General features: G+C 60.2%; 26 protein-coding genes and 1 pseudogene. 9 read left to right on the top strand and 18 right to left on the bottom strand.

The features are described from left to right. The first annotated feature begins 47 nt into the window (after window positions 1–47). Window positions 48–650: a LolA family protein gene (locus ACOQOQ_RS03690; RefSeq protein WP_420568791.1), complete on the top strand. Its 603-nt coding sequence runs from the start codon at window positions 48–50 to the stop codon at window positions 648–650. 21 nt (window positions 651–671) lie between these two features. Here the strand turns inward: ACOQOQ_RS03690 and ACOQOQ_RS03685 are convergent, their stop codons facing one another. Together ACOQOQ_RS03685 and ACOQOQ_RS03680 are read right to left on the bottom strand one after the other, a co-directional pair. Further along, a complete protein-coding gene (locus tag ACOQOQ_RS03685; protein ID WP_420568790.1) occupies window positions 672–1,262 on the bottom strand; it encodes a transglycosylase SLT domain-containing protein in 591 nt (196 codons plus the stop codon). Between the two features lie 72 nt (window positions 1,263–1,334). After that, the gene (locus ACOQOQ_RS03680; RefSeq protein WP_420568789.1) at window positions 1,335–2,216 is read right to left on the bottom strand and encodes an AEC family transporter; all 882 of its coding nucleotides are present in this window, start codon (window positions 2,214–2,216) and stop codon (window positions 1,335–1,337) included. 85 nt (window positions 2,217–2,301) lie between these two features. Here ACOQOQ_RS03680 and hspQ point away from each other — a divergent pair, with 85 nt between their 5' ends. Beyond that, window positions 2,302–2,628 carry a heat shock protein HspQ gene (hspQ, locus tag ACOQOQ_RS03675; RefSeq protein WP_420568788.1) on the top strand — a complete coding sequence of 109 codons (327 nt, stop codon included), beginning with the start codon at window positions 2,302–2,304 and terminating at the stop codon, window positions 2,626–2,628. Here hspQ and ggt read toward each other — a convergent pair. The 3 genes from ggt to ACOQOQ_RS03660 all read right to left on the bottom strand — a co-directional run bounded on the left by ggt (window position 2,625) and on the right by ACOQOQ_RS03660 (window position 5,229). Further along, window positions 2,625–4,202 (bottom strand): gamma-glutamyltransferase, encoded by a 1,578-nt coding sequence (gene ggt / locus ACOQOQ_RS03670; RefSeq protein ID WP_420568787.1) that lies wholly within the window; start codon window positions 4,200–4,202, stop codon window positions 2,625–2,627. The two genes, hspQ and ggt, sit on opposite strands and share 4 nt — an antisense overlap. A gap of 168 nt (window positions 4,203–4,370) precedes the next feature. Then, window positions 4,371–4,853 (bottom strand): ATP-binding protein, encoded by a 483-nt coding sequence (locus ACOQOQ_RS03665; protein WP_420568786.1) that lies wholly within the window; start codon window positions 4,851–4,853, stop codon window positions 4,371–4,373. A gap of 31 nt (window positions 4,854–4,884) precedes the next feature. Then, window positions 4,885–5,229: an STAS domain-containing protein gene (locus ACOQOQ_RS03660; protein ID WP_420568785.1), complete on the bottom strand. Its 345-nt coding sequence runs from the start codon at window positions 5,227–5,229 to the stop codon at window positions 4,885–4,887. 89 nt (window positions 5,230–5,318) lie between these two features. Here ACOQOQ_RS03660 and ACOQOQ_RS03655 point away from each other — a divergent pair, with 89 nt between their 5' ends. Further along, a complete protein-coding gene (locus tag ACOQOQ_RS03655) occupies window positions 5,319–6,491 on the top strand; it encodes a thiolase family protein (protein WP_420568784.1) in 1,173 nt (390 codons plus the stop codon). 51 nt (window positions 6,492–6,542) lie between these two features. Here ACOQOQ_RS03655 and ACOQOQ_RS03650 read toward each other — a convergent pair whose 3' ends face one another. Continuing rightward, window positions 6,543–6,722: a hypothetical protein gene (locus ACOQOQ_RS03650; RefSeq protein WP_420568783.1), complete on the bottom strand. Its 180-nt coding sequence runs from the start codon at window positions 6,720–6,722 to the stop codon at window positions 6,543–6,545. 308 nt (window positions 6,723–7,030) lie between these two features. Between ACOQOQ_RS03650 and rarD the strand changes: the two genes are divergently transcribed. Next, window positions 7,031–7,927 (top strand): EamA family transporter RarD, encoded by an 897-nt coding sequence (rarD, locus tag ACOQOQ_RS03645; protein ID WP_420569728.1) that lies wholly within the window; start codon window positions 7,031–7,033, stop codon window positions 7,925–7,927. Here rarD and ACOQOQ_RS03640 read toward each other — a convergent pair. Then, window positions 7,920–8,329 (bottom strand): annotated as a pseudogene (locus ACOQOQ_RS03640) (nuclear transport factor 2 family protein). The gene rarD and the pseudogene ACOQOQ_RS03640 sit on opposite strands and share 8 nt — an antisense overlap. 97 nt (window positions 8,330–8,426) lie before the next feature. Between ACOQOQ_RS03640 and ACOQOQ_RS03635 the strand changes: the two are divergent. Next, on the top strand, window positions 8,427–9,080 hold the full coding sequence (locus ACOQOQ_RS03635; protein ID WP_420568782.1) for an RluA family pseudouridine synthase: 654 nt from the start codon (window positions 8,427–8,429) through the stop codon (window positions 9,078–9,080). On the opposite strand, the gene ACOQOQ_RS03630 is transcribed toward ACOQOQ_RS03635, so the two are convergent. Together ACOQOQ_RS03630 and ACOQOQ_RS03625 are read right to left on the bottom strand one after the other, a co-directional pair. Next, the gene (locus ACOQOQ_RS03630; protein ID WP_420568781.1) at window positions 9,077–10,102 is read right to left on the bottom strand and encodes a phosphotransferase; all 1,026 of its coding nucleotides are present in this window, start codon (window positions 10,100–10,102) and stop codon (window positions 9,077–9,079) included. The genes ACOQOQ_RS03635 and ACOQOQ_RS03630 overlap by 4 nt on opposite strands. Window positions 10,103–10,175: 73 nt before the next feature. Then, complete coding sequence (locus tag ACOQOQ_RS03625; protein ID WP_420568780.1) at window positions 10,176–11,615, bottom strand: aldehyde dehydrogenase family protein; 1,440 nt, start codon at window positions 11,613–11,615, stop codon at window positions 10,176–10,178. 265 nt (window positions 11,616–11,880) lie between these two features. On the opposite strand from ACOQOQ_RS03625, the gene ACOQOQ_RS03620 reads away from it, so the two are divergent. Beyond that, window positions 11,881–12,534, top strand: a complete 654-nt coding sequence (locus ACOQOQ_RS03620; RefSeq protein WP_420568779.1) for a peroxiredoxin — start codon at window positions 11,881–11,883, stop codon at window positions 12,532–12,534. 81 nt (window positions 12,535–12,615) lie between these two features. Here ACOQOQ_RS03620 and pnp read toward each other — a convergent pair whose 3' ends face one another. Then, entirely contained in the window at window positions 12,616–14,745 is a 2,130-nt protein-coding gene (pnp, locus tag ACOQOQ_RS03615; RefSeq protein WP_420568778.1) for a polyribonucleotide nucleotidyltransferase, read from the bottom strand. 249 nt (window positions 14,746–14,994) lie between these two features. Between pnp and ACOQOQ_RS03610 the strand changes: the two genes are divergently transcribed. Further along, window positions 14,995–15,543: a hypothetical protein gene (locus ACOQOQ_RS03610; protein ID WP_420568777.1), complete on the top strand. Its 549-nt coding sequence runs from the start codon at window positions 14,995–14,997 to the stop codon at window positions 15,541–15,543. A gap of 64 nt (window positions 15,544–15,607) precedes the next feature. Here ACOQOQ_RS03610 and rpsO read toward each other — a convergent pair whose 3' ends face one another. From rpsO to rbfA, 7 genes are all read right to left on the bottom strand, one after another. Next, complete coding sequence (gene rpsO / locus ACOQOQ_RS03605) at window positions 15,608–15,877, bottom strand: 30S ribosomal protein S15 (protein WP_420568776.1); 270 nt, start codon at window positions 15,875–15,877, stop codon at window positions 15,608–15,610. Between the two features lie 136 nt (window positions 15,878–16,013). Continuing rightward, the gene (locus tag ACOQOQ_RS03600) at window positions 16,014–16,970 is read right to left on the bottom strand and encodes a calcium-binding protein (protein ID WP_420568775.1); all 957 of its coding nucleotides are present in this window, start codon (window positions 16,968–16,970) and stop codon (window positions 16,014–16,016) included. 61 nt (window positions 16,971–17,031) lie between these two features. After that, complete coding sequence (locus tag ACOQOQ_RS03595) at window positions 17,032–17,343, bottom strand: DUF5665 domain-containing protein (RefSeq protein ID WP_420568774.1); 312 nt, start codon at window positions 17,341–17,343, stop codon at window positions 17,032–17,034. Continuing rightward, complete coding sequence (locus ACOQOQ_RS03590; RefSeq protein ID WP_420568773.1) at window positions 17,336–17,854, bottom strand: DUF1643 domain-containing protein; 519 nt, start codon at window positions 17,852–17,854, stop codon at window positions 17,336–17,338. Before ACOQOQ_RS03590 ends, ACOQOQ_RS03595 begins: the two co-directional genes overlap by 8 nt. 39 nt (window positions 17,855–17,893) lie before the next feature. Beyond that, window positions 17,894–18,805: a tRNA pseudouridine(55) synthase TruB gene (truB, locus tag ACOQOQ_RS03585; RefSeq protein ID WP_420568772.1), complete on the bottom strand. Its 912-nt coding sequence runs from the start codon at window positions 18,803–18,805 to the stop codon at window positions 17,894–17,896. A gap of 57 nt (window positions 18,806–18,862) precedes the next feature. After that, on the bottom strand, window positions 18,863–19,600 hold the full coding sequence (locus tag ACOQOQ_RS03580) for a phosphodiester glycosidase family protein (protein ID WP_420568771.1): 738 nt from the start codon (window positions 19,598–19,600) through the stop codon (window positions 18,863–18,865). Next, the gene (gene rbfA / locus ACOQOQ_RS03575) at window positions 19,597–20,001 is read right to left on the bottom strand and encodes a 30S ribosome-binding factor RbfA (RefSeq protein WP_420568770.1); all 405 of its coding nucleotides are present in this window, start codon (window positions 19,999–20,001) and stop codon (window positions 19,597–19,599) included. Before rbfA ends, ACOQOQ_RS03580 begins: the two co-directional genes overlap by 4 nt. Window positions 20,002–20,089: 88 nt before the next feature. Here rbfA and dapB point away from each other — a divergent pair, with 88 nt between their 5' ends. Further along, on the top strand, window positions 20,090–20,899 hold the full coding sequence (gene dapB, locus ACOQOQ_RS03570; RefSeq protein ID WP_420568769.1) for a 4-hydroxy-tetrahydrodipicolinate reductase: 810 nt from the start codon (window positions 20,090–20,092) through the stop codon (window positions 20,897–20,899). Window positions 20,900–20,935: 36 nt separating this feature from the next. On the opposite strand, the gene ACOQOQ_RS03565 is transcribed toward dapB, so the two are convergent. Further along, window positions 20,936–21,118, bottom strand: a complete 183-nt coding sequence (locus ACOQOQ_RS03565; RefSeq protein ID WP_420568768.1) for a DUF1674 domain-containing protein — start codon at window positions 21,116–21,118, stop codon at window positions 20,936–20,938. A 64-nt stretch (window positions 21,119–21,182) separates the two neighbouring features. Between ACOQOQ_RS03565 and ACOQOQ_RS03560 the strand changes: the two genes are divergently transcribed. Continuing rightward, entirely contained in the window at window positions 21,183–22,463 is a 1,281-nt protein-coding gene (locus ACOQOQ_RS03560; protein WP_420568767.1) for an RsmB/NOP family class I SAM-dependent RNA methyltransferase, read from the top strand. The last annotated feature ends 29 nt before the right edge of the window (window positions 22,464–22,492 follow it).

Below are 22,492 nucleotides of genomic sequence, written 5' to 3'. Positions count from 1 at the left end.
GCCCCGTGTAATTGCCGGGCGGGGCGTTTATCTTGGGAGGCATGAAAATGCTTCGTTTTACCCTGGCCCCGGTTCTTGTGGCCCTTGCCAGCCCGGCCTTTGCCGATCAGCTGAGCCTGAAACAACTGTCTGACCATCTGAACAGCTTCCGCTCGGCCGGGGGTGAGTTCACGCAGATCAATGACGATGGCTCGATCTCGACCGGTCGAATATTCATCAAGCGGCCCGGCAAGGCGCGGTTCGAATACGACCCGCCCAACCAGGCGCTTGTGATGGCCGGGCAGCGGTCTGTTGCTATCTTCGACCCCAAGGGCAACACCGGCCCCGAGGTATACCCGCTGAACCAGACGCCCTTGTCGGTGATCCTGCGCGAGACTGTGGACTTGAACGACTCGGAAATGGTGGTGGATCACAGCTTTGACGGGACGGCCACCACGGTCACCGCGATGGACCCCGAGAACGCTGAATACGGCAACATCCAACTGGTGTTTACCGATAACCCCGTGCAGCTGCGCCAATGGGTGATCAACGACCAATCGGGCGGGGCGACGACAGTTGTGCTGGGGCAGATGACCTTTGATCCCAAGCTGCGCAACCGGCTGTTCGACATCAACGCTGAAATCGAAAGCCGGCAGGGCAACAAGTTCTAAGGGGGCGTCCTGCCCCCAGGCTTAACGCAACCGGCGGGGGCAGGTGGCCAGCTGGGCTTCGTACATGTCCGCACGCGACTGCACTTGCGACGAGATCCGCATCAGCCAGCTTTTGCGGCGATAGGTCCCGCGCGAATAACCCGTCTGACCTTCGTGATAAGCAAGGTATTGGTGTTGCGCGTTTGACAGGGGCACGCCGTTCCGCTCGCGGGTTTTGTTCATGTACCAGCCCATGAAATCTGCGGCGTCATGGATGTTGTGTCGCCGCGCGCCATAGCTGCGGGTGGCGCGTTTATACTCGTCCCAGGTGCCGTCGATCGCCTGCGCATAGCCATAGGCCGAGCTTTGACGCCCCATCGGGATCACGCCCAGCACGAACTTATAGGGTGTACGCGCGTTGCCGACGAATTTGCTTTCCTGATAGATCGTGGCCATCTGCACGTGGACGGGCACGCCCCAGCGGCGCTCGGCTGAACGGAAGGCTCGGCCATATTTCGGGCGCTGATCCAGAATCGAGCATGCGTTGTCCAGATTGCGCGGGGCCGAATAATTCCCCCCGCCGCAGGATGCCAGCAGCAAGACCATGATCATGACGCGAAGAGTTCTGCTCATCTGCCTCTCGCTTTCTTTGTTTTTTGGCATTTTACCGAAAAAACTGGCCAGAGGAAATGACTATTCAGTGGGTCACAGCAGCACGGCCAGCATCACGGGAATGGCGATCACGGACATCAAGGTCGAGACAACGACAAGCCCCGCAACCGAGTCCGAATCCGCACCGTATTTTTCGGCCAGTAGATACGAGGTCACGGCGACCGGGGTCGAAAGTTGAATCACCAGCACCGCGAATGCCGTGTCATCCAGTGCGAACATGCGTCCTACGACCCAGGTCAGGCTGAAACACAACACCAGCTTGGCCGCCGAAATCCAGATGGCGCGCCCCAAATGGCCCGGCGTCATCCGCGCCACCGCCACGCCCAGGGTGATCAGCATGATCGGAATGGCGATCTGTCCGATCAGGTCCAGCGCGTTGGTCAGGAACTGCGGGGTCTGCCAGCCTTGCCACAGGAATATGCCGCCCAACACCGTCGCGCCGACTAATGGTTCCTTGACCACTTTCAACAGCGATCCGCCTCCGGCCACCAGCCATACTCCAAAGGTGAAGGACCAGATCGCCATCACGGCGAACACAACAACGGCGTAACCTAATCCGACCTGACCGAATGCGAACAGCGCCAAGGGCAGGCCCAGGTTGCCCGTATTGCTGAAAATGATCGGCGCAAGGAACGTGCGCACGTCCAGCCGGGTCAGTTTGACCAGCAGGTAAGCCCCAATCGAGACCGCTGCATACGCCGCAACCGAAGCCAGTGACAAAGTGGTTAAGGCCTGGGGATCGATCTCGGTTTTCATCAGGGCGGTGAAGATCAGGCAAGGCACCGCAAGGGTCATCGCCAGCCGAGTTACAAACTCGACCCGATACTCGAATCCGGCCTTTACCCAGGCAAATCCGACCGCGGCCAGAATGAAAACGGGTGCTGTGATTTCCAGCACTGTTATGGCAAGGTTCACAGACTGTTTCCCCCAAAATGCCGCCAATTCATGGACAAATACATGGGTTTAGGTCTATCCATGACCAATGGGGGCTGCAACGACCATGCTTAAGACACGCGCGAAATATCATTTGGGCCAGATTGTCCGGCACAAGAAACACCCCTTTCGCGGGGTGGTTTTCGACGTGGACCCCGAATTCAACAATACCGAGGAATGGTACCACGCCATTCCCGAGGACGCTCGCCCCTCGAAAGAACAGCCCTTCTATCATCTGCTGGCCGAAAACGACCAAAGTTATTACGTGGCCTATGTGTCTGAACAGAACCTGATCGCCGACTATTCAGGCGAACCGGTCAGCCATCCGGACATCCCCGATCTGTTTGGTCCGTTCGAGGACGGGCTTTATCCACTGCAGTTCCAGCTGAATTAATACCCCAGCGCGCAGCCGTCCTTGCGCGGGTCCGAGCTGCCCTCGAGTACCCCGTTGTCGTGAATCCGAATCGCCTGAGCGCCGCCAATCGGTTGTTCGGGGATAACGATCTTGTGGCCCAAATCCGCCAATTCTTGGCGCACGGTGTCGGAATAGCCCCTCTCGATACGCAGCTCTCCGGCATCGGGGAAACAGCGGGGGGCGTCGATTGCCGCCTGCGTATCCATCCCGAAATCCACAATGTTCGAGATAAACCGCGCATGCCCATTGGGCTGATACGCGCCGCCCATCACGCCAAAAGGCATGATCACACGGCCATTTTGCGCAAGCATCCCCGGAATGATTGTGTGCATCGGGCGTTTACCGCCGCCCAGCTCGTTCGGGTGGCCAGGGGTCAGGTTGAAACCAGCACCGCGGTTTTGCAGCAAGATCCCGAATTTAGGGCTGGCGACACCCGAGCCGAACCCGCTGAAAATCGAGTAAATCAACGAAACGGCCATGCGATCGCGATCCACGACCGTGATATAAATCGTGTCCTTGTGCACCATTTCGGTCAGCGGTTGAGCTGCGGCCAAAGCGCGTTTCGGGTCGACCAAAGCGGCCAGTTTTTGCGCGGTTTCCGGGGCCAGCATATGTTCAAGACGGGTCACGTGATCGGGATCAGCAAGGAAACGGTTGCGTGCGTTGTAGGCCAGTTTCGCGACTTCGGCGTCGATATGCGCGCGTTCTGCACCAAAGGGATTCATCCCGGCAATGTCGAAATTTTTCAACATGTTGAGCATCAAAATGGCCGTGGCGCCCTGGCCGTTCGGGGGGTGTTCAAGCAGGTCGATCCCCTTGTAGTCCCCGGTGATCGGCGTGGTTGGTGTGCATCGCGTCGCGGCGAAATCCTCAAGCGTGTGAGAGCCGCCCAAGGCCTGCAATGCGTTGACCATATCCTCGGCGATTTCGCCTTGGTAAAAGGCATCGCGCCCCTTCGCAGCGATGCGGCGCAAGACTTCGGCCTGACCCGGCGCGCGGAATATCTGGCCTGGCCTGGGGACAGCCCCGTTTACCAGATAAAAATTTTGAGCGGTCGAATTCAGGCACCGTGCGGCCGTAGGCCAGTCCAGCGCGACCCGCGGGGCGACGGGCACACCCTCGTCGGCGTAGTGAATGCTGGGGGCCAGAAGGGTGTCGATCCCCAATTTTCCCTGCGTTTCCGCAAGATGGCAGAACGCATCGATCGCGCCGGGGATGGTGATGGACTGCACGCCGGTTCTGGGGACACTAGAGTGTCCGTCAGCGCGCATTTTCGCCGCGCTTGCCCCTGCCGGCGCGCGCCCGGATCCATTCAGACCGTCCACTCGGTCTGTGGCAGGATTTGAGGTCAACACAAAGCAATCGCCGCCAATTCCGGTCATCTGTGGCTCGCAAATCCCCAGAAGGACAGCGCCGGCTATTGCGGCGTCCATGGCGTTGCCACCGCGCTCCAGAATGTCGATGGCAGTTTTGGACGCCAACGGGTGCGAGGTCGCACACATTCCGTTCGTGGCGAAAACTGCTGATCGGCCGGGTTGGTGAAAATCGCGCATATGCAGGCTCCCTCGTTCCAACGGAACTGTAGTATGGGGTCTGCTTATGTCCATGAAAATTATGGAGTTTAGCCTCGACGCCGCGTACTGGGTGGGGGCTGTAATCACACGGCGCCGAGGGAAGCTCTTGCAGCTACAAGGCCGTTATCGCGTTTGTTTCAGGCGCCATTATGGGTGGAATGGGGCATTTCTGCGGCGTGGTGACCGCTGTTTCTGGTTGCTTCCGCGCGGGACAGTCATGCGCAGGCAGTTGGTCTCTCCTACGCGTTGGTAGGAAAGGTGTGAGCTCATGGTCTGAATCATCATCCAACCGAAGCCGCCCTCGGGCAGGTCTTCAAAGGCAACATCAAGATCCGGGCCATTTCGCTTGGCGAACACGTGCACAGGAACCGGAACGCCCTTGTCCAAAATGGTTATGTCGATGTCTTTTGCCGCGCATTTTACCCGCAACTCGACATCGCCGCACCCGATGTCGGCATAGGCATGTTCGACAACGTTATTCAGGGCTTCGGCCAGAACGATTTCGGTCCGACCGACTTCTTCTTCATCCAAGCCCCAATTGCGCAGGCTGTCGCCCACGGCCACCAATGCCTTGCGCACCGCCATCTCAGAGGCAGGAAAGTGGGTTTTGAACTCGTGCGGAACGTTCATTGTGTGTCTTGTTCCTTGCGAGGTTTCCTGATCACGCTCGGTCAGCATTCAACGTGTATGCCTCTTCGACCGATCCGTGGATGGTGAACACCGTGTCCATTCTTGTCAGGCGGAAAACCTTGTCGACATTGGGCATTAGGCCCGCCAGGTGCAGGCGCCGGCCTTTGCCCAGCTGCTTCATCGCGGCGACGATGGCCCCCAATCCGCTGGAATCGATGAATGAAACTGCACTGAGATCAAGCAATACCTCGTCCCTGCTGTCCTCGGTCATCTGCCGCATTTGATCCTTGAAGGCGATGGCAACGGCGGCGTCAATGCGCGATTCATTGATCATGATGACCTGAAAGCCCCCTTGATCGGCACTGGACATCTGCATTGAAAATCCTTTCACTCTGTCGACGCAGGGAAACGCTAGACCCAAATCGTTACCAATCGGTATGCAAGAGTGGTTGAGGAGGAAATCAGATGAAAACAGTCGTAATCGCAGGGGCTTCGCGCACGCCGATGGGAGGATTCCAAGGAATTTTTGACGGGATCGAGGCAGCAACGCTGGGCGGCGCCGCGATTCGCGCCGCTTTGGCTGACGCTGGCACCGAAACAGTGGACGAGGTTCTGATGGGCTGTGTTTTGCCTGCGGGCCAGGGCCAGGCGCCCGCGCGCCAGGCGGGGTTCGCCGGAGGCCTGGGTGAAAACGTGCCTGCGACCACGTTGAACAAGATGTGCGGCTCGGGGATGAAGGCGGCGATGATGGCCTTTGACCAGATCGCTTTGGGGCATGCGGACACGATGATTGCGGGCGGCATGGAAAGCATGACCAACGCCCCGTATATCCTGCCCAAAATGCGAGGCGGCGCCCGGATCGGTCACCAAGAGGTCAAGGATCACATGTTCCTGGACGGGCTTGAAGATGCATATGACAAGGGTCGCCTGATGGGCACCTTTGCCGAGGACTGCGCCGAAGCGTTCCAGTTCACCCGCGAGGATCAGGACCAATACGCCATCGGCTCGTTGGACAACGCGCTTGAGGCCGAACGCAGCGGTGCTTTTGATGGCGAGATTTGCTCGGTCGTGTTGCATACCCGCACCGGCGAGGAAATCATCACCCGCGACGAGCAGCCTGCCAAGGCGCGGCCCGAAAAGATACCGATGCTGAAACCTGCTTTTCGCAAGGATGGGACAGTGACAGCGGCGAATTCGTCTTCGATCTCGGACGGGGCGGCGGCGCTGGTGCTGGCGTCCGAGGAGGCCGCCGAGGCGCAGGGCCTGAACATCCGGGCCCGGATCATGGGGCACGCCAGCTATGCTCACGCGCCCTCGCAATTCCCGACGGCCCCGGTGCCCGCAGCCCGGAACCTTCTGGATCGTCTGGGTTGGAGCGTCAGCGACGTCGACCTGTGGGAAGTCAACGAGGCCTTCGCCGTGGTTCCCATGGCCTTCATGAAGGAAATGGGCATCCCCCGCGATATCGTGAACGTCAACGGCGGCGCCTGCGCGCTTGGTCACCCGATCGGAGCGTCAGGCGCACGGATCATGGTCACCCTTCTGAACGCGCTGGAAAAGCGCGGCTTGAAACGCGGTATTGCGGCGATCTGTATTGGTGGCGGTGAAGGCACCGCCATCGCGATCGAACGCGTTTAAACGATCTGGGCGGGGTTCGCGCCCCGTCCTTTGCCGTCCCCCTTTCCGGCCTCAGCCGAACCGGGCCAGCTGGTCCAGCTGCGGCGCTTGTGTGCACCACTTATCTTCGATCTGGGTCCAAACCGCATCCCGCTCGGTGGCGTGGATGGTGATTTGTTCGGCCTGCACCGAGATTACCTCGGGGTCCAGCAGGTTTAGAAACAGTGCAATCGCTTCGGTAGACAGACACATGGCAACTCTCCTTCGCTTTACTTCAGCGACACAGAGCGTCCTCCGGCACCCTTGCCGGGAACAAAACTACGGGGTCAATTCGCGATTCTGTCCATCAAGAATGCTGCGTCGCAGCAATTTTTCGAAGAAAACGCGGGTTTTGCTGAAGTTCTAGGCAAATTGGCCATGAAACTACTGAAAAACCACCGACGGCACCGTACGGTGCGGTGCCCGGCATGGCCGCCACCCGCTGGAATTGCCGTAACGTCTATTGGCCCCCGCGTTTCTACGGCCTTTTCGTCCGTTTTACGCTGGGATACCAGAGCGGGATGAGCGTTCAGGAAAATCAAGACAGCCCGCGCGGCTTGGCCTTTGCCATTTCGGCCTATGTCATGTGGGGATTTTTGCCGCTGTACCTGAAGGCGATGGATCACATCCCCGCCCCAGAGGTCGTGGTGCATCGGGTGATCTGGTCCGTGCCAATCGCTGCGGGTTTGTTGATCTATCTGGGCCGGACAGGTGATTTGCTGACGGCCCTGCGTACGCCCAAGATGTTGGCCATGGCCTGTGTAACGGCGGCGCTGATTTCGCTCAACTGGGGGATCTACGTGTGGTCCATCGCAGCCGAGCGGACTTTGGACGCGGCCCTTGGATACTATATCAACCCGCTGTTCAGCGTTTTCCTTGGGGCTGTGCTGCTGCGCGAGCGTTTGAACCGACCGCAATGGGTGGCTGTCGCACTTGCTGCGCTTGCTGTCGGGGTGTTGTGGTTCGACCAGGGCTCGTTACCCTGGCCGGCGCTGGCGCTGACAACCTCTTGGGGGTTTTACGCGTATTTCAAAAAGTCGCTGCCCATCGGCCCGAACCAGGGGTTTTTGCTGGAGGTTCTGATCCTGCTACCGCCCGCACTGGCGTATCTGGCCTATCTGACTGCCACGGGCCAAAACCATTTCGGCAGCTCGGCCCCGGACACCCTGCTGTTGCTGGGCGCTGGCGTTGTGACGGCGGTGCCGCTGATTACCTATGCCAACGGGGCTAAACTGCTGCGCCTGTCGACCATCGCGGTGCTGCAATACATCGCGCCCACGATGATCTTTCTAAACGCGCTTTTCGTGTTCGGAGAGCCGATGGGCCACGCCCGTATGATCGCCTTTCCGCTGATCTGGGCGGCGCTGGTGGTCTACTCGGTTTCCTTGTGGCAAGAGCTGCGCAAACGCCCTAGCTAAGCGCGTCGCGGAATTTCAGGAACCGAGCATCGGTCATCACCCGCGCGTTCATCGCGTCGCGCAGTGCCCCGATCGAGCTGTGCGGACGCATGACCACCTCGAACACGCTAATCAGCCCGTCATCGTCTAGCGTGATAAGGTCAACGCCCACGGCGTCGCGATCTCCGATCTTGCATTGAAACTCCAGCGCCCAATCGTTGCCCTCTCCCATGATGCGACGATAGCTGAAGTCGGAAAATACTTGCCCGACATGGCCCAGAACGGCGGCCACTGGTTCGCGCCCTGTCCATGTTTTCCAATAGGTCGGGGGCAGGAATTTCACGTCTTCGGCCAGAATGGTGCCGATCAATTCGTCCTGACCCGAGGCCACGATTTCGTCATGCGTTCGATAGTTGGGTGCATTGGCTCCTCCGTTTTGTAGATGGTGACAGGCAGGCGCCCGTTGCGGCAAGCGTAACGTCGGGTTGCACCGTGGCTTGCCTGCGCGTAAGTCGGCCCTATGACGTTCAGCACTGAATATACTCCACCCACCGACCCGCTGGAGATCCTGCACGAAGATCATCAGATCATAGCGGTGAACAAGCCCTCGGGGCTGTTGTCGGTGCCCGGACGGGGCGAGCATCTGGCCGATTGTCTGCTGACACGTGTCCAGGCCGCTTTCCCCGAGGCGCTTTTGGTGCATCGGCTGGACCGGGATACCTCGGGTGTGATGGTGTTCGCAATGACGCCCCATGCGCAGCGCAGCCTGTCGATGCAGTTCGAAAAGCGTACCACCCGCAAAACCTATGTGGCCCGTGTTTGGGGTAGGCTAGAGCCGAAATCCGGCACGGTTGACCTGCCGCTAATCGTCGATTGGCCCAATCGCCCGCGCCAGATGGTGGACCATGAAAATGGCAAGCCTGCGGTGACCGATTGGCGGGTGATGAAATACGGTGAGGGTGAAACCCGTGTGCGACTGTTTCCCAAAACCGGCCGCAGTCATCAGCTCAGGGTGCACATGCTGGCGCTGGGGCATGTGATTCTGGGCGATCCGCTGTATGCGACAGGTGCAGCGGCCGAGTTCCCCCGCCTGATGCTGCATTCCGAGGAGCTGCGGATCAATCACCCCGACAGCGGCGAGGGGATGCGGTTCCGGGCCAAGGCCCCGTTCTAGCGCATCGAGCGATCTGTCAGGTTCAATCGCCCGGCCACGATTGGTTTCAGCGTGGCCTCAAGCGCAGGATCGTCGCCGCGGAGCTGCTCCAGCTCATCCAGACGGTTGGTGGCGATTAACTCCAGCAAAGCGACCCGTACTGCGCCTTCGGCATCGCGGGGCAGGGCGGGAACTTGTTGGCACAGGTTCGGCGCGGGATCACAATCAGGCATCTGCCACCCCTCAGGCGCCTCGACAAAGGCATATAGGCCCGCGCCACCGGCCGGCAAAGCATAAGAGGCAAAGGCCACGTCGCGCGCGCCCGCACCGATCAGCGATTCCCGAATTTCCGGCCCGTCCTCGGTGATCCGGTTCTCGGTGCCTTCCCCATCGGACCAGTTCATCAGGCTGCGGGTCACGAAATTGTACAGACGCTTGCCCGTGGCCATCCAAATCCGCGAGGGCAGCGATTTGCGCGACACCAGTCGCCATTGCGCAGGCGTCAGCAGATCGGGGGCATACTTGCGCTTTTGCTTCAGCATGTGCCGCAGATCCTCGCGTGCGGCGATGCGAAACAGTTTTCCCTGACGCCGGTGCACACTGGCCAGCTGGAAATCAATCACGCCCGCGCGGCCGTCTGGCAGCATCAGCCAGTTCTGAGGCTTGGCGATATCGTTGTGGCACACCCCCCGGCGGCGCATCTCGCGCAGCAGGCGGGCGGCGTCGCGATACCACTCGGGGGTGCTGGGTTTGGCTAGGTGCAGGGGTGTGCCCTCGCTCCAGACGCGCAAAATCCCGCTTTTGTCGGCCTCCAGCAGCACCGGAACACCTTCGATCCCCTGCACGGCACGAAGGCCCCGCGCCTCTTTGCGGGCCAACAGTTGAGAGATCGCGCGCGCCCACCAAGGGACCCCGTCCAAACGGCGCAGAACGACCTTGACCTCTGGATCATCGGCCAGATGTCCCATGATGGTCTCGGAAAACACATCGCGTTTCAGCACCGTGTCAGGCACGAAACGTCGGATCGAGCGGTCGTTAGCCACAAAGGCCCCCGTTAAAAAGAAAATCCGGGGCCGTGATAGCCCCGGATCGAACCATGTTGCAATGGCGTTGCGCTTATTCGGCGGCCCAACCGGCCACGGATTTAACCTCGAGGAAGTCCTCGATGCCCCAAACGCCGCCCTCACGGCCGTTGCCGGATTGCTTCATTCCACCGAAAGGCGCACCAGCGCCGCGGCTTTGGCCGTTCATCTCCACCATCCCCGAACGCAGCTGCAACGCCACCCGGTTTGCCTTGCCGCCGTCGGTGGTCTGAACATAGTTGGTCAGGCCGTAAACCGTGTCATTGGCGATCTCGATTGCCTCTTCCTCGGTTTCAAAGGGGATGATCGACAGCACGGGGCCAAAAATTTCCTCGCGCGCGATGGTCATTTCGTTGGTGACGTCAGCGAACACAGTGGGACGCACAAAGAAGCCTTTGTTCAGCCCGTCGGGGCGGCCCAGACCACCAGCGACCAAACGCGCGCCTTCGTCGATACCCTTCTGGATCAGGCCCTGGATTTTGTTCCACTGCGCCTCGTTCACGACGGGACCGATATGGCGGCCGGACTCGCTGGCGGGGCCGACGGTGACCTTGCTGGCAACCTCGGCAGCGGTCTCAACCGCTTGATCATATACGTCTTTCTGAACCAACATGCGGCTGGGCGCGTTGCAGGACTGGCCGGTGTTGTTCATCATGTGCAGCACACCGCGTTTCACGGCCTTGTCATCTGCGTCGTTGAAGATGATGTTGGCGCCTTTGCCGCCCAGTTCCAGGTGAACACGCTTTAGCGTCAACGCCGCGTTCTGCGAAATCGCGATGCCAGCGCGGGTCGAGCCGGTGAAGCTGACCATATCCACATCTGGATGCCCGGACAGCGCGGAACCCACGCCCATGCCGTCGCCGTTTACCAGGTTGAACACCCCTTTGGGGAAGCCCGCTTCGTCCATCATTTCGGCGAACAGGACAGCGTCCAAGGGGCTTTCCTCGGACGGTTTCAGCACCATGGTGCAGCCTGCAATCGCCGCGGCGACAACCTTTAGCGTGACCTGATTCATCGGCCAGTTCCACGGCGTGATCAGGGCGCAAACGCCGACCGGCTCATAGACAATCCGATCGTTCGGAGCGTGATCACCCAGCGGGCGAATGAACTCGAACCCTTTGGCAGCGCGCAAGAAATTGCTGATGTGCCATGTACCTGCGCCCACCTGAGAGGTGTTGGACATGTCGATCGGCGCACCCATCTCAAGGCTGATCGCCGCGCCCATTTCGCCAGCGCGGCGTTTGTAGATTTCCAGCAGCTTTTCGACCAAAGCGATCCGCTCGGCCGGGGGCGTGGCCATCCAGGCCGGAAAGGCAGCCTTGGCCGCAGCGACGGCCTTGTCCGCGTCCGCCTGGCCGCCCAGCGAGATTACTGCGCATGCCTCTTCGGTGGAGGGATCAATCACCGCGCAATCGCGGGATTCCACAGGGTCCACCCATTCCCCGTTGATATAGAACTGTCGTTTCTCGATCATTGTTTTGACCTCCAAAAGGGTTTCCCGTCCCGCGGAGTTTTGCCGTTATGCAGGTTTCTGGCCGCAGCGTCGGCGCGCAGTCTGTCAGCGGTTGAAATCCAGCGCAAGGGGGTCTTCGATATGTTACGGCATGATTTGATCAAATTAACGCGTGCGGCATTCTGTCCGGTCTGCCGGAAATTGGAACGACATGGGTTTAATATCCCAATCTAGAACCAATCTAATTTTCAGAATATATTTGTGACCAAGCAAAAAGGAAACCGAAATGGGCCTTCGCATCAACGACATCGTTCCGAACTTCACTGCCGAAACTGACCAGGGGACCATCACCTTCCACGACTGGATTGGTGACAGCTGGGCAATCCTGTTCTCGCACCCCAAGGATTTTACTCCCGTTTGCACCACAGAATTCGGCGCTGTTTCGCAGCTGGCCGACGAATGGGCCAAGCGCGACACCAAGGTGATCGGCCTGTCCGTCGATGGCACCGAGGAGCACGTGAAATGGAAGTCGGACATCGAGGGTTTCTCGGGTGCGCCAGCAGGGTTCCCAATCATTGCGGACGAGTTTCTGGAGGTGTCCAAGCTGTTCGACATGCTGCCAGCCGAAGCTTACCTGCCTGACGGGCGCACCGCTGCCGATTCGGCCAGCGTGCGTTCGGTCTTCATCATCTCGCCTGACAAGAAGGTGCAACTTATCATGACCTACCCGATGTCGGTGGGCCGGAACTTTGCCGAGGTGCTGCGCGCCTTGGACGGGCTGCAAAAAACCTTTGGCGCCCCGCTGGCCACCCCGGCCAACTGGACCGCAGGTCAGGATGTGATTGTTGCCCTGTCGCTGTCCGACGACGAGGCCCGCGCCAAGTTCGGCGACGTGGACATCAAGCTGCCCTACCTGCGCACCATCAAAGATCCTGCCTGATCACACAGCGCAACCTTCACCAAAAAGCAAAAGCCCCGGTCAGATGACCGGGGCTTTCGTTTTCTCAAAGGCAGGTGACGATTATTCGTCGTCTTCCTTTTTAGCTTCTTCGCCGGTTTCCTGATCAACGACTTTCATCGACAGGCGAACCTTGCCGCGATCGTCAAAGCCCAGCAGCTTGACCCAAACCTCTTGGCCCTCTTTCAGGACGTCCGAGGGGTGGTTCAGGCGGCGGTTTTCGATCTGGCTGACGTGCACCAGGCCGTCGCGCTTGCCAAAGAAGTTCACGAAGGCGCCGAAATCGACGATCTTCACGACCTTGCCTTTGTAGATCTTGCCTTCTTCGGGCTCGGCCACGATCGAGTAGATCATGTCATAGGCCTTCTGGATGGCTTCGCCGTTCGGGCTTGCGATCTTGATGATGCCGTCGTCGTTGATGTCGACCTTGGCGCCCGACACTTCGACGATTTCACGGATGACCTTACCGCCCGAGCCGATCACTTCACGGATCTTGTCGGTGGGGATCTGCATGGTTTCGATGCGCGGAGCATGGACGCTGAATTCGGCGGTGCCGGACAGCGCTTTGTTCATCTCGCCCAGGATGTGCATCCGGCCCTCTTTGGCTTGTGCCAGGGCTTTCTCCATGATCTCGGGCGTGATGCCCGCGACCTTGATGTCCATCTGCAACGAGGTGATACCAGCCTCGGTACCGGCCACTTTGAAGTCCATGTCGCCCAGGTGGTCTTCGTCACCCAGGATGTCGGTCAGAACGGCGTAAGAACCGTCCTCTTCCAGAACCAGACCCATGGCCACACCGGCAACGGCGGCCTTCAGCGGAACACCGGCGTCCATCATGGACAGCGAGCCGCCACAGACCGATGCCATCGAGGACGAACCGTTCGATTCGGTGATCTCGGACACCAGACGCAGGGTGTAGGGGAAATCGGTGGCCGAGGGCAGAACTGCCTGCAGCGCACGCCATGCCAGCTTACCGTGGCCAATCTCGCGGCGGCCGGGACCACCCACGCGACCAACTTCACCAACCGAGTAGGGTGGGAAGTTATAGTGCAGCATGAAGTTCGATTTGAAGTTGCCGTGCAGCGCGTCGATGAACTGTTCGTCATCGCCGGTGCCCAGCGTGGTCACGACCAGACCCTGGGTTTCCCCACGGGTGAACAGCGCCGAACCGTGGGTCCGGGGCAGCAGGCCGGTTTCGCATTCGATTGCACGGACCTGATCCAGGGCACGGCCGTCGATACGCTTGCCTTCTTTCACGACAGTGCCGCGCAGAACCGAGGATTCCAGCTTTTTCAGGGCGGCGCCAAGGTTGGCGTCTTCCAGCTGTTCTTCGGTCAGGCCGGCCTTGATGGCCTCTTTGGCGGCGGAAACTGCAGCAACGCGCTCTTGCTTGTCGGTGATCGCGTAAGCGTCGCGCATGGCGGCTTCGCCAGCGGCTTTGACGACGTCGAACAGGTCCGAATAATCGGGCGCGACGAAATCGAAGGGCTCTTTCGCGGTCTCTTCGGCCAGTTCGATGATCAGGTCGATCACCGGCTGGATCTGCTGGTGAGCAAAGTTCACGGCGCCCAGCATTTCTGCTTCGGTCAGCTCGTAAGCTTCGGATTCCACCATCATCACAGCGTCTTTGGTGCCAGCGACAACCAGGTCCAGGCGCTGTTCAGGGTTGTTGCGCAGATCGTGCATGTCGTCGACCGACGGGTTCAGCACATAGTCGCCATCAACAAAGCCGACGCGTGCGCAGGCGATCGGACCACGGAACGGAGCGCCCGAAATGGTCAGAGCAGCCGAGGCAGCGATCATCGCCACAACATCGGGATCATTTTCCAGATCGTGGCTCAGCACGGTGCACATCACCAGAACTTCGTGTTTGAAGCCAGGAACGAACAGCGGGCGGATCGGACGGTCGATCAGGCGTGCAGTCAGGGTTTCTTTCTCGGTGGGGCGGGCCTCACGCTTGAAGAAACCGCCGGGCACTTTACCGGCCGCATAGTATTTCTCTTGGTAGTGAACCGTCAGCGGGAAGAAATCCTGCCCGGGTTTGGGTTCCTTGGCGAAGGTCACGTTTGCCATGACGCTGGTTTCGCCCAGCGTGGCAATCACGGAACCGTCTGCCTGACGGGCAACCTTGCCCGTTTCCAGTGTCAGCGTTTCATCGCCCCACTGCATGGATTTGGTCGTTACGTTGAACATCATCGTATCCTTATAGGAGCACTCGCGGGCCCTCCCGCGTCTCCTGTTTTCATGGCGGCCCCATTGCCGCCGACCCCAATCTTTCTCATGCGCCCGGAGTCAAAGGCGTCACGTCTCAGATAGGGGGGCCATACAGCAGTTTCGCTCGTTTTAAAAGGACGGAATCGTGGGGGTTTGACTTGGGTCATTGCGCGCAATTCCAAGAATTCAGGACAATTACGCGTGATTCATCACAAGGAGGAGGGAGCCATGAAACGGATTTTGACCACCATTCTGGCATTGGTTTTTGTGTTTGATTTTATGGGTGCCGTGGCGCCGGTTTCGGCGCAGCCAGCGGATACGCGCAGCAGACAAATCGCGAAATATGGCGATTGGCGGGTCGTACAAAAGCGCGGGAACTATGCCATCGTCGGTTCGGGAAAAACCGGAAGCTACAAGGTGTGCAGCGCCGTCTTTTTCGGTCAGAACGCACAGTTGGAGTTCGAGGTTAAGAACGACCAGGCTTGGGGGGTTTATGTCGGCAAGAAGGGATGGAGCTACCAGCCGCATCGCGCGAAAATGGCGCTGCGCGCCGGTGGCAAGACCATCCGGCTGATGGGGGTTTATGGCGGGTCCATGATCTCGGCTGCCAGTCACGATTTGATGGCGGGGCAGCGGGTTCCGCTAAGCACGCTGAAATCGCTGGTGGCGCAAAAGGCCAATATCAGTGTTCTGGATAAATCAGGGCGGAACTTGGTGACATTCGCCGCCAAAGGAAGCGATCTGAGCCAGGCCTTGGCGCGCGCCCAGAAGTGCTAGTTAGGCGAAAAGCAAAACGCCCGCTCTGACGAACGGGCGTTTCCAAAAACAAGTACCTAAGGTCTTAGCGGCGGATGCCCAGACGCTTAATCAGGTCGGCATAGCGTGCTTCGTCCTTGCCTTTCAGGTAGTCCAGCAGCTTACGACGCTGGGCGACCATCATCAGCAGGCCGCGACGGCCGTGGTTGTCTTTTTTGTGAGTCTTGAAGTGCTCGGTCAGGGTCGCGATGCGCGAGGACAGGATAGCAACCTGTACTTCGGGCGAACCGGTGTCACCTTCTTTGGTGCCGAACTCTTTGATAACGCGCGCTTTTTCTTCAGCAGTAATCGACATCGGGGTCTCCTTTAAGGTTAAGGGTGAGGGCACAAGCCGGGATGTCGTCCAGCAGGGTCCATGGAGGTATCAGCCCAAGATTCCCCGGGCGGATGCGGGCGTATACGTAGATTCCCCTGAAAAGGAAAGGAAAAAGTCAGATCGGTCGGGCGATCAGGGCGATGTCAGCAACCGTCAACCCCGCGCCCCCGTTGACCGTAGCCACTTGCTGACCGTTTACTAGAATTGCCACGTCGCCGGTGGCTTCGTCAGGCTCGGACAGGGTAACGTCTGGGGTGGGGCCGGTCGGGTCGTCCAGTACCACGGCGATCTGGTCCGCGTCGGGGTCAAAATCCAGAACGGTCGTGGGGCTTTCGACCCAATCGCCAACCAGGATCAGATCATTGCCCTGACCGCTGTGGATGTAGTCACCACTGCCGCCGATAAGGGTATCGTTCCCCTCGCCACCGTTCAAAAAATCCATTTCCGAGTCGTCGTCGCCCACGATCAGGTCATCGCCCACACCGCCGAACAGCGTGTCCTGACCCGCGCCACCGGCAAGTGAATCATCGTCCAGATCGCCATGCAATGCGTCATTTCCCGAACCGCCGAACAACTGGTCATTTCCTGCGCTGCCTACAAGGCTGTCGTCCCCATCGTTGCCGTACAGAGTGTCATCATCGTTGTGGCCGAACATCTGGTCGTCACCGTCGCCGCCGAAAAGGCTGTCGTTACCATCCTCGCCGTGCAGCGTGTCGTTGCCCATGCCGCCCTGAACAGTATCTTCGCCCTCGCCGCCGTGTAGTTCGTCATCGCCTTCCAGCCCGGCGACGACATCGTTACCGGCATAGCCGTGCATGCTGTCGTCACCTTCTCCACCTGTCAGAGTTTGATCGTCCTCGGTTCCTGCAATGACCTGATCACCAACAAGGTCGTCTTCGGAGCCACCGAGAACATCGTCCAGACCGGTGCCGACATTGGTATCATCGCTTGCGTCTTCGCCGGTCTCAACCTCGGTATCGGGGGGCAGGTCATCTTCGTCTGCTCCAAGATCCAAGCCGATCAAGGCCGCCCCAGCCGCCATCAAGCCCAACAGTCCAGCAATCATCATCATCATGGCACCCACGGATTTTCCCAACCCAAGTAGCGCATGCCAGGTGTTGAATTTGCAACGATTATTCAGGGGTTTGGTTAACACTCTCTTGGCTGCCAACAGCGCGTTCAAACTCGTCGGCCAGCTGCGCGGCCCAGTCGCCGATGATTGGCAGAAACTCGAATTGCGACAGCCACCACGCCAGGATCGAGACCAAGAAGGTCGCGCCCAGAACCGAGCCAAGTCCAAACGCCAGACCGCGGCCAAATTGGAAGAGGATCAGCCTTAGGGTCGAGTTCTGAACGGCGATGAACCGGTGGCTGTTCAGCTTTTCAACCTCGCGGGTCAGGTGGCGCAGGGCCTCTAGCGTCTCTTTGTCGGTCTGATCATTCATCCGGCATGTTCCAAAGCTGTGGCTGTTGGGTATAGGCAATATACAGCGGATGCTTGGGGTGCCCCGCCTTGGTCAGGCCCAGATGATGGATCGGGCGCCCTGTGCCACGCAGCAGCCGCGCGATATGAGGGCCCTGATCCAGGTGTTCGCCATGGGTGCCCCAGGCGGCAATGATTTGATCGGCCCAGTGACAGCCATCTAGAATCGTCTGGTCATTCGCTGGGCCCACCGGATCGGCGGCGGCGCGCATGGCCCGCGGGTCGGTGTCGCGCCAGGCAAAGATGTTTGTCACACGAAAGGCGCCAAAACCCAGCGCCCGCGCGCGACGTTCGCAGCGTTCAACGGTGGGGTCATTCTGAACCTCGGTCGCGGTGGACGGGTTCAGCATCACGAACAACGCCTTGCGCCCCGCCGTGTCCCAGATGCGGGTCAGCTCATAGCGGTATTTCTCGCAATCCGAATAGACGGCGGTCGAGTGGGCGTCGCCCTTTTGAAACTCACGCGTGATCATGGCCTGTTTGTGCCCGCGCACGCGGCGCAGCGCAAGCCGTCAATCCAAGTTGAAGACGCGATTGGGGTGCAGCTCTGCGCCTTGCAGTTGCCCCACGGCCAGAGGTTTGCCGTTGTAAGAGGCCCAGCAGTCCTCGCCCCACTCAACGTCATGCGCGATGACCATGCCGGGGTTTCCATTGCGCAGACGCACGGCGCCCTGATCGGTGGCCTTCACCTCGGGCAGATCGGCCAAGCCGTCCTCGACCGGGCGTAAGAATTCGTCCAGTTCGGGGGTTTTTGCCATCTCGTCGATCTGCTCGATGGTGATCCCGTCCTCATCTGCATCAAACGGGCCGGACCAGACGCGCCGCAGCCATTCCACGTGGCCATGACAGCCCAAAGCAGCCCCCAGATCCCGCGCGATGGATCGGACATAGCCGCCCTTGCCGCAGACCATCTCCAGCACCACGTGATCGGCGTCGGGGCGATCCTCCATCAACAGTTCCTCGACCCAAAGGGGACGGGCCGCGATCTCGAAATCCTCGTCAGCGCGGGCCAGTTTATAGGCGCGCTCTCCGTCGATCTTCACGGCCGAGAACTTTGGCGGTACCTGCATGATATCGCCCAGAAATTGCGGCAGGGCGTCCTTGATCTGTTCGTCGGTGGGACGATCAGCGCTTTCGGAAATCACTTCGCCCTCGGCGTCATCGGTGTTGGTGGACTGACCCAAACGCACGCAGAAGCGGTAAGCCTTAAGCGCATCGGTGATGTAGGGCACGGTCTTGGTGGCCTCGCCCAAAGCCACGGCCAGAACCCCGGTGGCATCGGGGTCCAGCGTGCCGGCATGGCCCGCTTTGTTCGCGTTGAACGCCCATTTCACCTTGTTCACCACGGCGGTGGAGGTCATGCCCGCAGGCTTGTCCACCACCAGCCAGCCGGAAATGTCGCGTCCCTTGCGTCTACGTCCCATGTGTCACCGATCCTGTTGCAGTCCGAGCGCGCGGGTTAGAGCATGCCGCGCGTACTGTCAATTTGCGGGCGCAACAACACCCACAATCGGCCCCAGCCAGAACCCAGGATCGTCGCGCCCAATCGCGGGTGCGTACATCCGCGAAACCTTGCCATCGAAATACAGCGCGTTGGGCAGGTCCAGCGTATCGCGGAACAGGCTGCCGAATTCATGAAACGTCACCGGGTTGCGCGAGATCGCAAAGACCACGCGTTTACCGTCGGCGGACGTACCCACCCCGTTGCGCACATAGCGCGAGCTACTGTCGGGCAGAAAACGGGGATGCAGCGCGCCGTTGATCACCAGCATCGGGCCGGATTGGGTGGCATCACGGCAGGCGGGTTTTTCGTCGACATAGCGCAGAGTCTCGATCACATCGGCGCGGCCCTGACGAATGCAGAACACTCCGTTGGGCAACAGGCCGAAATTACCGGGGCCGGCATTGGGGATCACCCGCATTTCCAGCTTGCCGTCCTGAATATACAGACCAACGGGCGAGCGGTCGTCGTGGTACATCCCAGCGTTCATGGCGAATTGCAGGGTTTGCCCGTCTGGCAGGCTGTTCTGAACGGCAGAAAACTGCCCCATCACATCCCCGGAGGAATCGCGCAGGAACAGGCGCAGGTTCTCGGCGGCTGCATCCACCTCGCAAATCGTGAAACGATTATAGTCCAGCTGCAGGTCGCGACACTCGACTGCGTTGGCTGCACCGGGCAGCAGGGCCAACAGGCAGAGGCTGGCCCAGGCGCGGATCATTCCTCGTCCGTGTCAAGGTCGCGGCGGACCTCGTCCTGGTTCAGCAGGCGACGAGTTTCCTCCATCCGGTCAAAGGTTTCGTCCAGACGGAACCGCAGCTCGGGCGCGTGTTTCAGTCCGCACTTCTTGCCGATCATGCGGCGCAGTTCCCACTGGTGGCTTGCCAGCAGCTTGACCGCGTCTTCTTTGCCCTCGCCGCCCAGGGGCAGCACGAACACAGTGGCGACGCGCAGGTCAGCTGACAGCCGCACCTCGCCCACGGTGATGGACATGCGGTTCAGATCCGGATTGTGGATCTCGCCACGCATCAGGATTTCGGACATTGTCCGGCGGATTTGTTCCCCCACCCGCAGCTGACGCATACCGGGTCCGGAACCGAAAGAGTTGTTACCTTTGGCCATGGCCTGCATCTACGCCTTCGCAAGGGCTTTGCCAAGCGCAACGCGACGGGCTAAGAGGGCGGGACCGCAGTTTTTTGGAGTAAGATCGATGACCAACCTGCCCGGAATTGTCGTGACCGGAGCCTCGGGCCGTATGGGCCAGATGCTGATGCGCACCATTTTGGACAGTGATAAGTGCAAACTTGTCGGCGCGGTCGAACGTAAAGGCCACGATTGGGTGGGCCGCGACGTGGGCGAATGCATGGGCGGTACGGCCGTCGGTGTGATCGTCTCGGATGATCCTCTGGAGACCTTCCTGCACGCACAGGCCGTGATTGATTTCACCGCCCCCGCCGCCACCGTGGAATTTGCCGCGATTGCCGCCCAGGCGCGGATCGTTCACGTGATCGGCACCACCGGCATGACCGAGGATGATCTGGCCAAGGTGCGCGCCGCCGCCCGTCATGCCACCATCGTGCGCGCCGGGAACATGTCGCTGGGTGTGAATCTGCTGGTGCAGCTGACCAAACAGGTCGCCGCGGCGCTGGACGAGGATTTCGACATCGAGGTGATCGAGGCGCATCACAACAAGAAAGTGGACGCGCCCTCGGGGACCGCGCTGATGTTGGGCGAGGCTGCTGCCGAAGGGCGCGGCGTGTCGCTGGAGGCTGTATCTGATCGTGGCCGCGATGGTATCACCGGTGCGCGCAAGAAGGGCGACATTGGCTTCACCGCCATCCGCGGTGGCGATATCGTGGGCGAACACGATGTTATGTTCGCCGCCGCAGGTGAGCGGATCGTGCTGCGCCATCTGGCCACCGACCGCGCGATCTTTGCGCGAGGGGCCGTGAAGGCCGCGCTGTGGGGCCAGGGTCAAAAACCCGGTGAATATGACATGGTGGACGTGCTGGGGCTGTAAATCCCAGGGAAGTCGTTGGAAAACAGGGCGCCGCGATCAGAAATCGATCGCGATGCCTTTCTTTTCCCAATCGCCAAAGCGAACGGGCTCGGGGCCGTCACGGCCACCCAGCTCCTTGGGCATGGAATTCGCCTCGGCCTCGGCCTTTTTGCGGCGCTCTTCGGCTTCGGCCAGGGCGCGGATGGCGGCGGGGGGCAGGTCCTTCTCAGGCGTGCTCATGGTCTCTTCCTTATACGGCTGCCTGTTGATATACGCCCCTGCAGCTTAATCGCAAGGATATCGGATGACCAAACGCCCCGCCCAATCGCCGCGCATGACCCCGCGCATGGCGGCTTTGAACCTGCTGAACCAGGTTCTGGTCGAGCATCGGATGATCTCTGAGGTGATGGGGCACACCCTGGCCAAGCTGGACCCGGCGGATCGCGCACGGGCACAACGGCTGGCCGTGGATACGCTGCGCGGGCTGGAGCGCGCCGACAAGCTACTGTCGCGTCACCTGAAAAAGAACCCTCCGATGGCGGTCCGTAATATCCTGCGGCTGGGCGCGGTTGAACTGGCCTTGGGCGGAGATGCGCATGGCGTGGTGAACGAGGCCGTCAACATGACCTCTCGCAACAAGCGCATCCAGTCGATGAAAGGCATGGTGAACGCCGTGCTGCGCCGCGTGGCCGAGAGCGCCACCGAGGATTGGGATAACCTGCGCGCCCCGCGCATGCCGCGCTGGCTGCGTGACCCCCTGATCGAGGGGTACGGCCCCGATGATGTCGCCCGGATGGAGCAAGCCCATTTCGCAGGTGCCCCGCTGGACATCTCAGCGAAGTCCGACCCGCAGGCCGTGTGCGACGCTTTGGGCGGGGAGCTTCTGCCGACGGGTTCAGTGCGTCTGGCGGATGCCGGTCAGGTCTCGGCCCTGCCGGGGTTCGAGGCGGGCGATTGGTGGGTGCAGGATGCCGCTGCCGCGATTCCCGCAAAGGTGTTGAAGGTGCAGCCCGGCGAGGCGGTTTTGGACATGTGCGCGGCCCCCGGTGGCAAGACGATGCAACTGGCTGCAGCCGGGGCGGACGTGACCGCACTGGATGTTTCCGCCAACCGGATGGAGCGTGTGCAGGAAAATCTGGACCGTACGGGGCTGACCGCGACCCTGATCACCGGCGACGCGCTGGAGCATACCGGTCAATACGATGCCATCCTGCTGGACGCGCCATGTTCCGCCACTGGAACGATTCGCCGCCACCCGGATTTGCCACACGCCAAGGACGGCTCGGATTTCTGGCAATTGTTCCAGCTTCAGGCGCAGATGCTGGACCACGCGGTCAGTCTGCTAAAGCCTGGCGGGCGGCTGGTCTATGCCACATGCTCGCTGTTGCCGGACGAGGGCGAATGCCAGATCGAAGAGGCCCTTTCGCGCCACAAGGGGCTGACCGTCGACACAGAAGCGCTTGATTTGCCGGGGATTGATCCCGATTGGCGCACACCCGAGGGCGGCTTGCGCCTGCTGCCCGGATATTGGCGCAAACAAGGGGGCATGGACGGGTTCTATGTCGCCTGTCTGCGCAAAGCCTGATCTGGTCTCGCGAATTCATGCCAGCGCTG

The sequence above is a fragment of the Thalassovita sp. genome (assembly GCF_965218685.1).
In the GTDB taxonomy this organism is placed as follows: Bacteria; Pseudomonadota; Alphaproteobacteria; order Rhodobacterales; family Rhodobacteraceae; genus Thalassobius.
Note: the sequence above shows the minus strand (reverse complement) of the source record. Positions and strands in the feature narration are given on the sequence as shown.